This is a genomic window from Streptomyces sp. Root1304, from assembly GCF_001426405.1.
Classification (GTDB): domain Bacteria; phylum Actinomycetota; class Actinomycetes; order Streptomycetales; family Streptomycetaceae; genus Streptomyces.
Map to the genome: position 1 here is coordinate 192,373 of NZ_LMEP01000005.1, position 12,407 is coordinate 204,779.

The following is a 12,407-nucleotide window of genomic DNA, read 5'->3' on the forward strand; positions in this document are numbered from 1 at the left end:
GGAGGGTCGGTCGAAGAGCTGTGCCGATTCAGCCGGTGAGGCCGGCGAGGTGCGTGCTCGGCGTGACGGTGGGCGGGTAGGTGGCGCCTATGGCGGTGACGTGCTTCCGGTGCAGGCGGCCGTGGCCGTCGATGACGAACACCGACCGGCGCAGACCGCTCAGGGGTGCGCTGTTCCCGCAGGACTTCGCCACCGTACGGCCTTGGTCGGACAGACGAGGACGAGGGGCTTGCCGCGCTGCTCGCACAGGGTGGAGTCGCGGCGATGGACGGTTCCGCCGTCCAGATGTCCGCCGGCCGGGTAGAAGTCGCCGACGACGTCCCCGATCTCCGGGGTGCTTGCCATGAAGTACCTCGATCGCTGATGGATGCGGAGCGCCCGGTCAGGTGGGAAGGGCCATCAGCAGCAGGGGGTCGGTGGTGGGCTGGGGGGATCCTCCGTCGGGTTCGAGGGTGAGGCCGACGGCGCCCGCATCGGCGGGGTCGCCGGTGAGGATCACGCTGCCGTCGTGGTTGATCAGTCCGGCCGGGCGCATGGTGCCGTCGTGGTCGAGCCACAGCTGGTAGGTCTTGCCCGCGCCGGGTGCGGGCAGGTTGGCGGCGGTGAAGACGGCCTTGTTCTGCTGGTCGGACGCGACGACGGTGGTCAGGGCTCCGTTGGCGGACTTGCCGTGGACGGTGCGGGCGTCGGGGGCTGCCAGGACGGCGCTGACCGCGTCGAGCTGCTGCTGGGCCTGGCGTGCCCGCTGTTCGAGGTCCTGTCCGTTCTGTGTCTGCCAGACCGCGACGCCGCCCAGTGCGGCGGCTGCCACGCTGGCGGCCAGGGCCAGGGGTACGGCCCGGCGGCGCAGGATGCCGCCGAGGGCGGGCGCCGCACTGGCGGCGGGGACGCGTGGGGGCAGCTGACGTACGCCGTCGATGGCGGCCATGACCTGTGCCTTGGCGGCCGGAGGCGGCGGCTGGGCGACCGCTGCCGCCAGGCGCGCCGTGGTCGCCTGGAACTCGGCGGCTTCCTGGCGGCATGCCTCGCACGTCTGGAGGTGGGCGTCGAAGTCCTTGCGTTCGGCGTCGTCGAGTGCGCCCAGGGCGTAGGCGGCGACGAGGGTGTGGACGTCGGTGGCGTGGTGGTTCATGTGGTCACCCCCATGCAGTCGCGGAGCCGGATGAGCCCGTCGCGCATGCGTGTCTTGATGGTGGGAAGAGGCGTGCGCAGGGCTTCGGCGACCTCACGGTAGGTCAGGCCCTGGTAGTAGGCCAGGGTCACGGCCTGGTGCTGGAGTTCGGTCAGGCCGCGCAGACAGCGCCGTACCTGTTCGGTCTCCAGCCGGCTCTCGACCTGTTCGGCGACCTCGTCGAAGGCGGTGGTGTGCTCGCGGGCGGCCTGGGCGTGCTCGCGGTCGGTGGCGGCCTGGGCGGAGCGGACCCGGTCCACGGCCCGACGGTGGGCGATCGTCGCCGCCCACGCCGTCACCGCGCCGGCCTCGGGCCGGTAGCGCGCCGCCTGCCGCCACAGGTCGATCATGACCTCCTGGGTGACCTCCTCCGACTGCGCCCGGTCGCGCACCACTTTGACCACGATGCCGAAGACCAGAGGTGCCAGGGCGTCGTAGAGGGCGGAGAAGGCCTGCTTGTCGCCGCGCGCCACCTCGCCCATGAGCTCGGTGAGGTCGCTGGGGGCAGGGCAGCCGTTGCGGCCGGCGCCAAAGGGAAGCGGCTGTTTCACCTGCGCCGCTCCGGCCGGGGACAGAAGGCGAAGGGGCGGCCTGGGCCGGCCGTCGGGGGGCGGGGCGTCCATCGCATGCCGGTCCTTTGTCGTCGCTCGATCGTGCCGGACCGTCCGGGGACGGTCCGGTGACCGAAGTCTGGTGGGTATCTCGTCCATTCTTCGTAGCGGACGGGCGTGTGGATGGGTGGCGCTTCGTCACCCGCGCCATCGCTGAGTAGCCCGTTCGAGGGAAGCCGGGCGCAGCGGCCAAGCCGGAAGGCGTAGAACGGCGAAGACGGTGCGTGAGGCGAGTGGAGCGACGTTCTCCGGCTCCCCTCACCGGCCGCGCGGGTTGCGCGGCCGAGGCACCCTCGTGGGAGGTAGTTCACATGGTTCGTGTGCGACACGGTCTGGCGGTGGCCCTGGCGGCCGGTGCGGTGGTCGTCGGCGGGGCGTCGATGGCATCGGCCGATGCCGGTGCGCAGGGAGTGGCCGCCCACTCGCCGGGAGTGGGATCGGGCAACCTCGTGCAGGTTCCCGTCCACATCCCGGTCAACGCGTGCGGCAACACCGTCAGCGTGATCGGGCTGCTGAACCCGTCCTTCGGCAACACCTGCGTCAACGCCTGACCGAGCACCGCGAGAAGAGCTCCGGTCCGCCGCCTACAAGACGGGGTGGCGCGGACCGGTGATCCGCCCGGAGAGCAGCGCGCTCCATGCGGGTCGGCCGCGGGCGGCTGTCGGCACAGCCGCCCGCGGCACCACGTCCTTCCGCCTGGGCTACCAGGTGAGGACCGCGATGACCTGCTTGCCCCGGATGGAGGGGCTGACGAATAGGTCTGCCCCCAGCGCCCGCACGATCTTCAGCCCCCGGCCTCCCGGCTCCTCGCGCCGCGCGTCGCCGTGCTCCCCTGACAGGTCCGCCGTGCCGTCGCTCACGGCGATACCCGCCCGCCCCCGCTCCAGGCTCAAGGTGAGCACGTAAGGCCCGGCGGCGTGGAGCACCGCATTGCCGACCAGCTCCGAGACGATCAGTACGAAATCCTCGGCAACCTCACGGGGCCAGGCGTCCGCCTCCTGTGCCAGGAGCCGTGCCGCGGCCTGACGGGCCTGGCGGGCCGCGCGTCCGTCCGAGAGGAGCGGCAGATGCAGCGTGGCCGGACATCCGCAGGGAGCGATGGCGGTGTCCATGATGATTCCTCGCAGCGGTCTTCGTGACAGGAATACCGGGTGAAGGGGAACTCCGTGGAGTTGTGGTGATGCGTGACGACTGCCGCGATGGATTGCCTGGATCCGGGAGAAGTGCCGAGCGACCGTCAGAGTGATCTCCAGCCCCGCCTTCCCGCTCCCGCTGCCGTGACCGAATCGGACGAGGACGGCGAACCCAGGCGCCGTTCTCCGCTGCCGCCGACCCCCGCACCGTCCCTCCCGGCGCGGTCGCGCAGACCGACGGCATCCCTCACGTAGGCCTCTTCCTCGCCCCCGTCCTCGGCCGCTGCATCTGGGGCCCGCCCTCCTCCCCGGCGACCGACGCCGCCCCACCACGAGCTCCGCTCCGCGCGCCAGAGACCATGGCCGCGCCACCGCCTCCATGCCCGCCGCGTAAGGCAACACCGGAAGGAGGCTTCACTCTTTCGTGGGTCGGACCAATCCGCCGGGCGGCGGCCGTCGAATGCAGCAATGTGAGCAGCTTCCGCAGCAAACTCGTCCGCGCCGCACTCGGCGCGCCGGCCGGACTCCTGGCCGCGTTCACGGCGTTGGCCGTGGCCGAGCTGGTCGCCGGACTGGTGCGGCCGGCGGCCGGACCGGTGACCGCGGTGGGCGGGGCGGTCATCGACCGGACGCCTGCCGCGGTGAAGGACTTCGCGATCCGCACGTTCGGGGAGAACGACAAGATCGTTCTCCAACTGGGGATTCTCGCGATCCTCGCCCTCATCGCCGTCGGCCTCGGCATCCTGGCCATGTCGCATCGGCGCGCCGGTGCGGCGGGGGTGTTGCTGTTCGGGATCGTCGGCGCCGCCGCGGCTCTCAGCCGTCCCGACTCCACCGGCGCCGGTGACCTGCTGCCCTCGGTCGCTGGAGCGGTCGCGGGAGCCGTGGCGCTGTACGTGCTGGCGACCGAAGCCGCCCCCGTTCCCGCCCCGGCCGATGCGGGCGGTCAGACAAACCCCGGCGCGCGGAGCAGGCGCGGGTTCCTCGCCGCTGCCGGTGTGACCGCCGTCGCCGCGACCTCCGCCGGCGCACTGGGCCGGTACTTCACCGGTCGGCAAGGTCGGGGAGCCGTCGCCTCCCGGGAAGGCCTGGTGCTCCCCGGACCCGCCTCTCCGGCCCCCTCCGTCCCGGCCGGTGTCCAGCTGAAGGTGCCGGGCATCACAGCCTTCACCACACCCAACGCCGACTTCTACCGCGTCGACACCGCCCTGACCGTGCCCAAGGTCGACGCCGGAACCTGGCGGCTGCGCGTCCACGGCAAGGGGGTCTCCCGCCCCCGCACCTACACCCTCGACCAGCTCCTGGCCCGCCCACTCATCGAACGCGACATCACCCTGACCTGCGTCTCCAACGAGGTCGGCGGCCCCTACATCGGCAACGCCCGCTGGCTCGGCGTACCCCTCGCCGACCTCCTGGAGGAAGCCGGCGTCCGGCCGCCGTCGAAGGGCGGCCGGGCGGATCAGCTGGTCGCCCGCTCCGTGGACGGCATGACCCTCGGCACCCCCGTCGAGGACGTCATGGACGGCCGGGACGCGATGCTCGCCGTCGGCATGAACGGCGAACCCCTGCCCTTCGAGCACGGCTTCCCCGTCCGCATGCTCGTCCCCGGCCTCTACGGCTACGTCTCCGCCTGCAAGTGGATCGAGGACATCGAGCTCAGCACCTTCGACGCCTACGACCCCTACTGGGTGAAGCGGAAGTGGGCACGACGCGCGCCGATCAAGACCCAGGTGCGCATCGACACCCCCAAACCCTTCGCCCGCCCCGCCGCCGGCACCGTCACCGTCGCCGGCGTCGCATGGGCCCAGCGCCGCGGCATCACCCGCGTCCAGATCCGCGTCGACGACGGGCCCTGGCAGGACGCCGACCTCGCCCGTCAGGCAGGCGTCGACACCTGGCGGCAGTGGTCCTACCGCTGGCAGGCCACCCCCGGCGGACACACGCTCACCGTCCGCGCCACCGACGGCACCGGCCAGGTCCAGACCGAACAGCGCACCCGCACCATCCCCGACGGGGCGAGCGGCTGGCACAGCGTCTTCGTCACCGTCCCCTAGACCACCCGGACGGCCACAAGGCCCCCACCGGGCAGCACGACCAACCACCTCGACACCTCAGAGAAGAATCCCCAAGGAGCACCTGATCATGAACAGCATGAAGATCCGCCGCATCGCGATCGCCGTCGCCGCCGCCGTCGCGCTGCCCTTCTCCCTGGCCGCGTGCTCAGACTCCGGCAACGACACCAAGGCCGCCGCTCCCACCACGGCCGCCGCGGAGACGACGAGGGAGGCGGGCACCCCCTCCGAGGCGCCGGTGACCGACGACCAGCCCTTCGGCCCGGCCTGTGCCGGGGTGCCGAAGGAGGGCGCGGGCTCCTTCGACGGCATGGCCAAGGACCCGGTCGCCACCGCCGCGTCCAACAACCCGGCCCTGTCCACCCTCGTGACCGCGGTCAAGAAGGCCGGCCTCGTCGACACCCTCAACAACGCCGAGAACATCACCGTCTTCGCCCCGACCAACGACGCCTTCGCCAAGATCCCGAAGGCCGACCTCGACAAGGTCCTCGCCGACAAGGCCACCCTCACCAAGATCCTCACCTACCACGTCGTCGGCCAGAAGCTCACCCCCAAGCAGCTGGAGAACGGCAGCTTCGAGACCCTCCAGAAGGGCATGATCACCACCACCGGCTCCGGCGAGTCCTACAAGGTCAACGACACCGCCAACGTGGTCTGCGGCAACGTGAAGACCGCCAACGCCAACGTCTACATCATCGACACCGTCCTCATGCCCCAGTAGGGCTTCGCGCACGGTCCGCACGTCACGGTGGCCCTGCACCCGTCCTCCCAGGAAGGGTGCGGGGCCACCGGCATCACCACGGCCCAGCCAAGGCCGCGAGCCTTACGACGTTCCCACCTTCGCCGCCACCTCCAGCTCTCACGACGCCGAGATCACAGTCGCCGACAGGAAATTCGTGGGGACCAACCACGTATTCCGCATGGAGAACTTACGCATCGAGGGATTCTCCGGAAGGGACACGAGACTGTACGGGCTGATCAGCGAAGGGCGTGTGAAGGAATACCGGCAGGCAGCCTACGAAATCCGCTCCGCCCTGCCCAGCGCCGAAGAGGCCAGCAAGTGGAACGGGCCGATCTCGTTCCACGAGGACGGCACCGTCAAGACCCTGAGCATCCTGCCCGTCCGCAGTAGAAGCCTGCTCTGACCCATCCCGGGCACCGGCGCCACTCATCCGCGAACCGGAGCTGTCCGCCTACTGTTCCGCCGGATCGGCTGGGCCGCCGAGGACTACGCGGCCCGGTCAGCCCGCCTCCTCGCCGGCCGGACCGCCTTCGTCGCACCGACCGGCGCCCCCCTTGACGCTTTGCGTAGCCCCTCCGAGCCGAGCACAGCCTTGACCAGGGGCTGCACCTCATGCCGAAGCAGTGCCCGCCGGGGAGAGCATGGGGAGAACCAAGCCGCCCTGGGGGTCGCGCACTCGCCGCCGACGGGCGCGATCTTCTCGCTGTCCACCTTCGGGTCGCGGCCGAGGGGCCCGGGGTAGGGGTGGGTGCCGCTCCCGGCGCCGTCGGCATGCATGCCGCTGCGCCCGTTGGGGACGAGGTACGGGTGCTGGGCGGTGCCCTTGCCGGGAACCGGTCGCGCGGTGCCGGGGGCGCCCTCGTAGTGGTCGACGAGCCGGTGGCCGAGGCCGAGGGGGACCTCCTCGGCCTGGGCGCCGGGGGCGGCGCCCGCGAGGAAGGTGGCGGCGAGCACGATGAGCGCCAGGGCGCGAGCTCGTCGTCGGGGCGGATGCGTGGTCAAGGCGGCTCCTCGGGGTCCGCACGTCGGTCGCGCCGGCGGCCGACGCTAGGCCCGGGTGCTGGAGATGTACACGGAACCGCCCCTGGATTCACGGGCGGTTCACGGCGGTTCACCTCCGTTCACGCCCCCGCAACGCTCACGGCCTGAGGCTGGAGACCACGTTGGCGGTGGCGGCGACGCCGTTGTGGATGGTGGGCGCCATGCTGGTGCCGGCGAGGAAGAAGCCGAGCAGGGCGCAGACGAGCGCGTGGGTGAACTTGAGCCCGCCGCTGCGCAGGAAGATCGCGGCCAGCACCACCAGCAGCACCACGACAGAAATGGAAACGGCCATCGCCTTCACGTCCCTCCGTCGCCGCACCGGAATTGCGGCGTTCGGCGGACAGTGTGGCGGAATGCACGGTCCGTCCGGGCGTATGGCGGGGCGGCCATACGGGTGAGATCCGGTCAGGAGGCGGTGGGCAGGCAGTCCTTCCACTCGACCGTTCGGTCGCACCAGCGGTTCAGCAGGACGCGGTCGTGGCCCACGGCGAGGAGGCCCGCGCCGGTTTCGGTGCGGTAGGTCTCGACGGCGGCCACCAGGGCGGCCGTGGTCGAGGCGTCGAGCATGGCCGTCATCTCGTCGCAGATCAGCCAGCGGGGACGGAGGGCCAGGGCGCGGCCCAGGCAGGCGCGTTGCAGCTGGCCGTCGCTGACCTCGTGGGGGCGGCGGACGAGCAGGTCGGGGGTGAGTCCGACGGCGGGGGCGAGTTCGGCGAGGCGGGCGGCGGCCTCGGCGCGCCGGCCGGTGGCGCGGAGGGGTTCGACGACGAGGTCGGCGAGGGTGAGCCGGGGGTCGGCGGCCGTGCGGGGCTGCTGGAAGACGACGCCGACGGCGGTGCGCAGCGCGCGCGGGGCGCGGTGGCGCCAGGCGGTGACCTCGGTGCCGTCGAGGACCAGACGGCCGGCGTCGGGGCGGTGGAGGAGGGCGGCGACCCGGGCCAGGGTGGACTTGCCGCAGCCGCTGGGGCCGAGGAGTCCGACGGACTCCCCGGGGGCGACGGTGAGGGAGGCGCCCCGGAAGACGGGGGCGCGGCGGTCGTATCCGGCGGTGACGGTGTCGAGTTCAAGCACGGGGGTGCTCCGGGTGGTGGCAGGCCACGCCCGCGGTGAACGCGGGCCGTTCGGCGCAGAGTTCGGTGGCGAGCGGGCAGCGCGGGGCGAAGGCGCAGCCCTCGGGCAGCGCGGAGAGTTCCGGGGGCATGCCGGGGATCGGGGCGAAGGCCCGGTCGGGGAGGGCGTCGAGGAGGCCGCGGGCGTAGGGGTGGCGGGGCCCGACGGGGCCGAAGAACCGCTGGGCGGGGGCGATCTCGACGATGCGGCCGGCGTACATGACGGCGACGCGGTCGGCGATCCGGGCGGCGGCGGCCAGGTCGTGGGTGATGAGGAGCAGGGCGCGGCCGTCGTCGGCGTGGCGGCGGAGTTCGTCGACGGTGCGGTCGACGAGGTCGCGGTCGAGGCCGGTGGTGGGTTCGTCGGCGAGCAGGAGGGGGGCGCCGCCGATGAGGGCGAGGGCGGTGGCGGCGCGCTGGGCGAGGCCGCCGGAGAGTTCGTGGGGGTAGCGGTCGAGGTGCCCGGCGGGGAAGGCGGCGCGTGCGGCGGCCTCCTCGGCGGCCTCGCGTCGGGCGCGGCGGGCGGTGCCGGTGAGGGCGCGGACGGTCTCCTCCAGCTGGGACCGTACGGTGCGGACGGGGGTGAGGTGGGCGGCGGGGCTCTGCGGTACGAGTCCGACGCGGCGGCCCCGTACCGTCCGGGCGAGGGTCTTCTCGTCGGCGGCGAGCAGATCGACGCCCTCCTCGCCGGCCGGGCCCGCGAGGAGGGCCGTGCCGGAGGCCTCGGCGTTCCCCGGCAGCAGCCCGAGGAGGGCGGAGGCGAGGACGGACTTGCCGCAGCCGCTCTCGCCGACGAGGGCGAGGCACTCCCCCGCGCCGAGGTCGAACCCGGCCTCACTGACGGCGGCGACGCTCCGCCCGCCGCGCAGCCGGAAGCGGACGCTCAGGTCGCGGACGCTGAGCACGGCCCCCTCGGCCCGCTCGGCGCTGACGGCGTCAAGCGCGCGCAGGACCCGGTCCTGGGGAGCGTACGGGGCGTTCACAGCATCAGCTCCGATCGGCGGCGCGGGTTGAGGCGGTCGCGCCAGACGCCGGCGAGGCCCGCGATGGCGAGGGTGGGGACGATGAGGAGGAGGCCGGGGAAGAGGGTGGGCCAGCCGTGGCCCGCGAGGAGCGAGGAACGGGCGTTCTGGACGAGGTTGCCCAGGCTGGCCTGGTGGCTGGGGAGGCCGAGGCCGAGGAAGGACAGCGCGGACTCGTGCCACATGGCGTGCGGGATCATCAGGACGGCCGCCAGCCCGGCCTGGGGCAGCACCGCGGGGAGCAGGTGCCGGACGGTGACGCGCCACCGGGTGGCGCCGCCGGAGACGGCGGCGTCGACGAAGGGGCGGGTGCGCAGGGAGAGGACCTCGGAGCGCACGATCCGGGCGGTGGAGAGCCAGTGGGTGACGGCGACGGAGGCGATGACGGGCCAGACGCCGGGCCGGAAGAGGGCGACCACGAAGATGCCGAGCAGCAGGTGTGGTACGGAGGAGAACGCGTCGACGAGCCGCATCAGGGTGCGGTCGGTCCAGCCGCCGAGCGCCCCTGCGGCCGCGCCCACGGCGGTGCCGACGACGGTGGCGACGAGCGCGGCGACGAGGCCGACGAGGAGCGAGATCCGCAGGCCGTGGACACAGCGCAGAAGGAGGTCGCGGCCGAGGTCGTCGGTGCCGAAGGGGTGCTCCCAGGACGGCGGGAGGAGCTTCCTGGAGAGGTCGACGGCCTGTTCGTCGAGCTGGACGAGCGGGGGCACGAGGAGGACGGCGAGCAGGACGGCGCCGACGACGAGGGCGGAGCTCCAGAGCCGCAGACGGTGGGTGCGCGGGTCAGCCATCGAAGCCCACCCTCGGGTCGGCGAGTCCGTAGAGGAGGTCGGAGAGGAGGTTGCCGAGGAGGACGGCGGCGGTGGCGAGCACGGTGAGGGCCGCGAGCAGCGGGAAGTCCACGGAGGTGGCGGCCTGGACGGTGGCGGCGGCGATGCCGGGCCAGCTGAAGACGGTCTCCACGAGCAGTGCGCCGGTGATGAGTTCGGGGACGCGGGAGCCGACGAGGGTGAGCATGGGCAGCATTCCGGAGCGGAGGGCGTGGCCGGTGAGGACGGTGCGTTCACGCAGGCCGCGGGCGCGGGCCCCGCGCACGGGGTCCTCGTCGAGGGCGTCGCCGACGCCCTGGCGGACGTAGAGGAAGAACCAGGGCAGCTGGGAGACGCCGAGGACGAGCGCGGGCAGCACGAGGTGGCGGGCGACCTGGCCGGCGGTGACGACGTCGCTGCCGGTGTCGGTGAGTCCCCCGGCGGGCAGGGCGCCGAGCTCGAGGGCGAAGAACCAGATGGCGAGGAGGCCGAGCCAGAACGCGGGGGCGGCTTCCAGGGTGTACGCGACGGAGCTGACGGCCCGGTCGACGAGGCCGCCGCGTCGGCGTCCGGCGAGGACGCCGAGGAGGGTGCCGAGTGCGATGGCGACGAGGAAGGCGGTGACGGCGAGGAGGACGGACCAGCCGAGGCGTTCGCCGACGACCTCGGCGACGGGGCGGCGCATGACGGCGGAGTCGCCGAGGTCGCCGGTGAGGGCCGAGGTGAGCCACTCCCACCAGCGGGTGAGCAGGGGCCGGTCGACGCCGAGGTTGGCGCGCAGCTGGTCGAGGTTCTCCTGCGAGGCGGTGAGTCCGGCGGTGCCGGCATAGGCCTTGACGGGGTCGAACGGGGAGGCTTCGGCGACGGCGAACACCGCGAGGGTGACCGCGAGGAGGACGGGGACGGCGGCGAGGGCGCGCCGTCCCGTCATCCGCGCCATGGCCCCCCAGGGGAGGCGGCGCTTCACTTCTCGGCCGCCCCGGCCTTCTTCGGCTTCCAGCTCTCGACGTTCCACCAGGGGCCGGAGGCGAGCCCGTGGTCGTGGGGCTCGGTCTGGGTGCTGGGGCCGTCCCAGGCGTCGTTCATGACGTAGAGGTGGTCGATGTGGGTGAGGAAGGTGTAGCCCGGGTTCTTCACCAGTTCGCGCTGGACGGTGTCGTACGCGGCACGGCGCCCGGTGGGGTCGTCGGTGCGGCGGCCCTCGTCGAGGGCGCGGTCGACGGCCTTGTTGTCGTACCACGCCATGTTGTTGAAGCCGTCGCCGGCGAGGGTGGACTTGAGCAGCAGGTACTGGTCGAAGTCGGGGTCGCCGGGCGAGCCGCCGCCCGCGAGGACGGCGTCGGTCTTCATCCGGGGCTCGATGACCTCCCAGGTGCCGGCCTGGGCGGTGATGTCGATGCCGGCCTTCTTGGCGTCGGAGACGTAGGCGAGGGCGTGGTCCTGGCGGAGCTTGTCGCCGGAGAGGTACCAGAGCGGGAAGGCGGCGCGGACGCCGTTCCTGACACGGACGCCGTCGGGGCCTGCCTTCCAGCCGGCCTCGTCGAGGAGCTTCTGCGCGCCGGCGAGGTCGTGGCGGCGCTCGGTGCCCTTCGCGAACCAGGGGCTGTCGGTCGGGACGGGACCGTACGCGGGCTTCCCGGCGCCTTCGAGGATCTTGTCGACCATGGTCTGCCGGTCGACGGCGAGGTCGAGGGCGCGGCGGACGGCGGTGTCGCCGGTGACCGGTTGGTGGGTGGGGAGGGTGACCGTGCGGTAGTCGTAGGTCCTGGCCGTCCAGGTCCGCTTCGCCTTGTCGTCCTTGAACCCGGCGGCCAGGTTGGGCGGCAGGACGGCGCCGTCGAGGTCCCCGGCGCGCAGCCGGGTGGCGCGGACGTCGTCGTCCTTGATGATCGCCATGGTGAACTTCTTCACCGCGGGCGCGCCGTTCCAGTAGGTCGGGTTGGCCTTGAAGCTGAGCTTCTCGCCCTTGGACCAGCCGGTGAGGACGTACGGTCCGGTGCCGATCGGCTTCGTGGTGAAGGCGCCGGTGTTGACGTCCTGCTCCGCGGCGGCGTGCGCGGGGGCGATGGCGTGGACGGTGCGCTGCGCGAAGGGCGCGTAGGGGTACTTGAGGTGGAAGACGACGGTGTCGTCGCCGATCGCCTCGACGCTCCCGAGGGCGTCCAGTTCGGTGCGGGAGGGGTTGTTCGTCTTCGGGTCGAGGATCGTCCGGTACGTGAAGACGACGTCCTCGGCCGTGAAGGGGGCTCCGTCGCTGAAGGTGACGCCCTCGCGGAGGGTGTACGTGTAGGTGAGCCCGTCGGCGGTGACGTGGGGCAGCTTCGTGGCGAGCGCCGGGACGAGCTTCATGTCGGCGTCGAAGGCGAGCAGCCCGTCGAAGATCTTGGAGTTGCCGTCCTTTCCGTAGCCGAGGAGGGGGCTGAGGGTCTCGGGCTCGTAGGCGATGCCGACGACCGCGGAATCCTTGGGTCCGCCGGAGCCTCCGGCGGTGCTGCCGGGGTTCGTGCAGGCCGCCGCGGTGAGCGCGAGGGCCCCCGCGAGTATCGCGGCGGCCCCGCCGCGGACGGATCGGGCGGTCATCGTGTCCACACCCCTCTTGGAGATCAACTGTTATTGCGAACGACTCGCAATTAAACAGTATGTAAAGGGGTGTGAACACAGGGGCCCCTTACCCGGGGCTCACCCGGGGGCCTG

General features: G+C 72.5%; 14 protein-coding genes and 1 pseudogene. 4 read left to right on the top strand and 11 right to left on the bottom strand.

Translation table 11 applies throughout. The annotated features are described in order from the left end of the window. Nucleotides 1-159 precede the first annotated feature (159 nt). From ASD33_RS36205 to sigK, 3 genes are read right to left on the bottom strand one after another with little or no spacing between them, the layout of a single operon-like run. Complete coding sequence (locus ASD33_RS36205) at nt 160-345, bottom strand: hypothetical protein (RefSeq protein WP_056556622.1); 186 nt, start codon at nt 343-345, stop codon at nt 160-162. Between the two features lie 37 nt (nt 346-382). Beyond that, nucleotides 383-1,132, bottom strand: coding sequence for an anti-sigma factor (locus ASD33_RS09715; RefSeq protein ID WP_056556625.1), 750 nt, complete (start codon nt 1,130-1,132; stop codon nt 383-385). After that, nucleotides 1,129-1,653: an ECF RNA polymerase sigma factor SigK gene (gene sigK, locus ASD33_RS09720; RefSeq protein ID WP_242426895.1), complete on the bottom strand. Its 525-nt coding sequence runs from the start codon at nt 1,651-1,653 to the stop codon at nt 1,129-1,131. Before sigK ends, ASD33_RS09715 begins: the two co-directional genes overlap by 4 nt. A 440-nt stretch (nt 1,654-2,093) precedes the next feature. Between sigK and ASD33_RS09725 the strand changes: the two genes are divergently transcribed. After that, entirely contained in the window at nt 2,094-2,333 is a 240-nt protein-coding gene (locus ASD33_RS09725; protein WP_056556629.1) for a chaplin, read from the top strand. 150 nt (nt 2,334-2,483) lie between these two features. On the opposite strand, the gene ASD33_RS09730 is transcribed toward ASD33_RS09725, so the two are convergent. Further along, a complete protein-coding gene (locus ASD33_RS09730) occupies nt 2,484-2,894 on the bottom strand; it encodes an ATP-binding protein (protein ID WP_079044678.1) in 411 nt (136 codons plus the stop codon). Between the two features lie 491 nt (nt 2,895-3,385). Here ASD33_RS09730 and ASD33_RS09735 point away from each other — a divergent pair, with 491 nt between their 5' ends. From ASD33_RS09735 to ASD33_RS09745, 3 genes are all read left to right on the top strand, one after another. Further along, nucleotides 3,386-4,969, top strand: a complete 1,584-nt coding sequence (locus ASD33_RS09735) for a molybdopterin-dependent oxidoreductase (RefSeq protein WP_056556632.1) — start codon at nt 3,386-3,388, stop codon at nt 4,967-4,969. Between the two features lie 88 nt (nt 4,970-5,057). Beyond that, on the top strand, nt 5,058-5,708 hold the full coding sequence (locus tag ASD33_RS09740; RefSeq protein WP_056556635.1) for a fasciclin domain-containing protein: 651 nt from the start codon (nt 5,058-5,060) through the stop codon (nt 5,706-5,708). Between the two features lie 175 nt (nt 5,709-5,883). Then, nucleotides 5,884-6,132 carry a hypothetical protein gene (locus ASD33_RS09745; protein WP_157870017.1) on the top strand — a complete coding sequence of 83 codons (249 nt, stop codon included), beginning with the start codon at nt 5,884-5,886 and terminating at the stop codon, nt 6,130-6,132. Between the two features lie 263 nt (nt 6,133-6,395). On the opposite strand, the pseudogene ASD33_RS34015 reads toward ASD33_RS09745, so the two are convergent. The 7 genes and pseudogenes from ASD33_RS34015 to ASD33_RS09780 form a co-directional block, all read right to left on the bottom strand. Beyond that, nucleotides 6,396-6,731, bottom strand: a pseudogene (locus ASD33_RS34015) (hypothetical protein); the annotation flags it as partial. Nucleotides 6,732-6,867: 136 nt separating this feature from the next. After that, nucleotides 6,868-7,062 (bottom strand): hypothetical protein, encoded by a 195-nt coding sequence (locus ASD33_RS09755; protein WP_056557010.1) that lies wholly within the window; start codon nt 7,060-7,062, stop codon nt 6,868-6,870. Between the two features lie 113 nt (nt 7,063-7,175). Beyond that, nucleotides 7,176-7,841, bottom strand: coding sequence for an ATP-binding cassette domain-containing protein (locus tag ASD33_RS09760; RefSeq protein WP_056556643.1), 666 nt, complete (start codon nt 7,839-7,841; stop codon nt 7,176-7,178). After that, nucleotides 7,834-8,829, bottom strand: a complete 996-nt coding sequence (locus tag ASD33_RS09765; RefSeq protein ID WP_056557013.1) for an ABC transporter ATP-binding protein — start codon at nt 8,827-8,829, stop codon at nt 7,834-7,836. The genes ASD33_RS09760 and ASD33_RS09765 overlap by 8 nt, the downstream gene beginning before the upstream one ends. Nucleotides 8,830-8,858: 29 nt before the next feature. Continuing rightward, nucleotides 8,859-9,695 (bottom strand): ABC transporter permease, encoded by an 837-nt coding sequence (locus ASD33_RS09770; RefSeq protein WP_056556646.1) that lies wholly within the window; start codon nt 9,693-9,695, stop codon nt 8,859-8,861. Further along, a complete protein-coding gene (locus ASD33_RS09775; protein ID WP_056556649.1) occupies nt 9,688-10,680 on the bottom strand; it encodes an ABC transporter permease in 993 nt (330 codons plus the stop codon). Before ASD33_RS09775 ends, ASD33_RS09770 begins: the two co-directional genes overlap by 8 nt. After that, nucleotides 10,677-12,293 (bottom strand): ABC transporter substrate-binding protein, encoded by a 1,617-nt coding sequence (locus ASD33_RS09780; protein WP_056557016.1) that lies wholly within the window; start codon nt 12,291-12,293, stop codon nt 10,677-10,679. Before ASD33_RS09780 ends, ASD33_RS09775 begins: the two co-directional genes overlap by 4 nt. Nucleotides 12,294-12,407: the final 114 nt, after the last annotated feature.

What these genes read in the sequence shown, in the direction of transcription:
- ASD33_RS09770 (WP_056556646.1), bottom strand. Translation starts at nt 9,695, where the DNA reads ATGGCTGACCCGCGCACCCACCGTCTGCGGCTCTGGAGCTCCGCCCTC.
- ASD33_RS09715 (WP_056556625.1), bottom strand. Translation starts at nt 1,132, where the DNA reads ATGAACCACCACGCCACCGACGTCCACACCCTCGTCGCCGCCTACGCC.
- ASD33_RS09780 (WP_056557016.1), bottom strand. Translation starts at nt 12,293, where the DNA reads ATGACCGCCCGATCCGTCCGCGGCGGGGCCGCCGCGATACTCGCGGGG.
- ASD33_RS09755 (WP_056557010.1), bottom strand. Translation starts at nt 7,062, where the DNA reads ATGGCCGTTTCCATTTCTGTCGTGGTGCTGCTGGTGGTGCTGGCCGCG.
- sigK (WP_242426895.1), bottom strand. Translation starts at nt 1,653, where the DNA reads ATGGGCGAGGTGGCGCGCGGCGACAAGCAGGCCTTCTCCGCCCTCTAC.
- ASD33_RS09730 (WP_079044678.1), bottom strand. Translation starts at nt 2,894, where the DNA reads ATGGACACCGCCATCGCTCCCTGCGGATGTCCGGCCACGCTGCATCTG.
- ASD33_RS09740 (WP_056556635.1), top strand. Translation starts at nt 5,058, where the DNA reads ATGAACAGCATGAAGATCCGCCGCATCGCGATCGCCGTCGCCGCCGCC.
- ASD33_RS36205 (WP_056556622.1), bottom strand. Translation starts at nt 345, where the DNA reads ATGGCAAGCACCCCGGAGATCGGGGACGTCGTCGGCGACTTCTACCCG.
- ASD33_RS09725 (WP_056556629.1), top strand. Translation starts at nt 2,094, where the DNA reads ATGGTTCGTGTGCGACACGGTCTGGCGGTGGCCCTGGCGGCCGGTGCG.